General features: G+C 48.2%; 2 protein-coding genes. One reads left to right on the top strand and one right to left on the bottom strand.

What is annotated here, in order from left to right; translation table 11 throughout:
- Positions 1-338: 338 nt before the first annotated feature.
- Positions 339-1,460 carry an ISAs1 family transposase gene (locus F6K52_RS35995; protein WP_293089962.1) on the top strand — a complete coding sequence of 374 codons (1,122 nt, stop codon included), beginning with the start codon at positions 339-341 and terminating at the stop codon, positions 1,458-1,460.
- 53 nt (positions 1,461-1,513) lie between these two features.
- Here the strand turns inward: F6K52_RS35995 and F6K52_RS35990 are convergent.
- On the bottom strand, positions 1,514-1,708 hold a 195-nt coding region (locus tag F6K52_RS35990; protein WP_293089960.1), incomplete at its 5' end, for a hypothetical protein.

The raw sequence follows: 1,708 nt of genomic DNA, 5'->3' as shown, positions 1-1,708 counted from the left end.
TGCAAGTAAGAAGTAATAAGTAATAAGTAATAATTTTATTGTTCTAAATCCCCCTTAAGAAGCTAATCCTGTAGGGGTTTTAAAACCGGATCTTGATATGACTGAGTTTCAGCCATCAAACTGCCTAAATCGAGCGATCGCAAGATCCTTACTGGGTGGGGTTTCTGCAAAACCCCTACAGGATTGCCCGAGAGGGGAACCGTAGGTGTATGGAGACTTCCGCTACGTTCCGGTTCCCCTCCTTGGAGGGGCTAGGCAGGGTGGTTTCTTGTATTGAGAGAATAAAAAAAGGTCTAAATCGTACACTTCTCTTAAACAGTCAGAGGAGGATTTAGACCATGAATCTTATTCACCAATTGAAGCAGATTCCGGACGTGCGCGGTAGTCGAGGAAAACGCTATGCGCTCTGGCAGCTCTTGTTACTCGCTCTGCTAGGGAGTCTATGCGGGTATGTGGGCTATCGTCCGTTATCCGCATTTTGTGTCGAAAATAGGGCTGAACTGGAAGCGATTTTAGCCTTGCCTAAGGGCGTGCCAACCCCGTCTTACTCCACCTTTCGTCGGTTGTTCATCAGAGTCGAACACACCCCCATCGTCGAGATATTTGATGCGTGGTGCCATTCGTTTATGCGTCCGACTCCAGGGATGTGGATTGGTGGCGATGGCAAAAGTATTCGATGCACCAGCAACCATAATGGCGGCAGTTATATCAGCACCGTGAGCCTCTATAGCCATACTCCAGGATGCGTGATTGCCTTGAGCATCATGGAAAATCACAAAACTAGTGAAATTGCCATCCTGCGCGAGTGTATTCAATCCTACCCAGATATTCCAGGGCTAACCTATACGTTAGATGCACTTCACTGCCAAACCGATACGGTGGATTTGATTGTGGCCCAACAGCAGTATTATCTGATTACCGTCAAAGCCAACCAGAAAACCCTCCATCAACAGCTTACTGATTGGGTGAGCACCCAGTCTCCTATCAGTGTCGATGAACAGACTGACCCGACTCATGGGCGCACAGTAACCCGCACTGTTTCAGTGTTTAAGATGCCTGCTGAACTCCAACAGAAATGGCAAGCGTCTCAACAGGTTATTCATGTCAAACGTGAGGGCATCCGTGAGGGCAAACCCTTTTGCTATCAAACGCTTTATATGAGCAATCATCAATTCAGTGCAGCTCAATACAGTCCACACATCCAAGAGCGGTGGGGCATTGAAAATCGATTGCATTGGGTGCGGGATGTCACCTTCTGTGAAGACCATCCGCCTCGTTTAGGTGGCCATGCCCCTGTGAATTGGGCGGTTTTCAATTGTTGGTTAATCACCCTTATTCGCCAACTGGGCTACCGAACCATCCCCGATGGGATTCGGGGGCTCACCAACCGAGTGGAGAAGGTTTTTAATCTGCTCATCAATGGGTTTCCTCCGCTCCAGACAGCCACTCCATTAACGTGAAAGCCTTCACTGAATGACTCCTTGTCTGAGGGCTATCCGTTGAAGGACACCGCCTAATGGGTTTGACCATCAGGCACCCTTGAAGGTGCCATGATATGGCTAGCAGACTCTTTTCTGATAAGACCGGAATGTGAATTGACGCATTGATGCTCATCTATTGAGTCGCTACATATTATTCTCTGAGAACAAGAAACCACCCTGCCCATCAAAATTGGTTTGAGGGGGAATTTCTTGGGCGGTAACCGGAG

The organism is Moorena sp. SIO3H5 (genome assembly GCF_010692395.1).
GTDB lineage: Bacteria > Cyanobacteriota > Cyanobacteriia > Cyanobacteriales > Coleofasciculaceae > Moorena.
Note: the sequence above shows the minus strand (reverse complement) of the source record. Positions and strands in the feature narration are given on the sequence as shown.

Excerpts from the sequence above, each read along its gene's own strand:
- F6K52_RS35995 (WP_293089962.1), top strand. The coding sequence starts at position 339 with ATGAATCTTATTCACCAATTGAAGCAGATTCCGGACGTGCGCGGTAGT.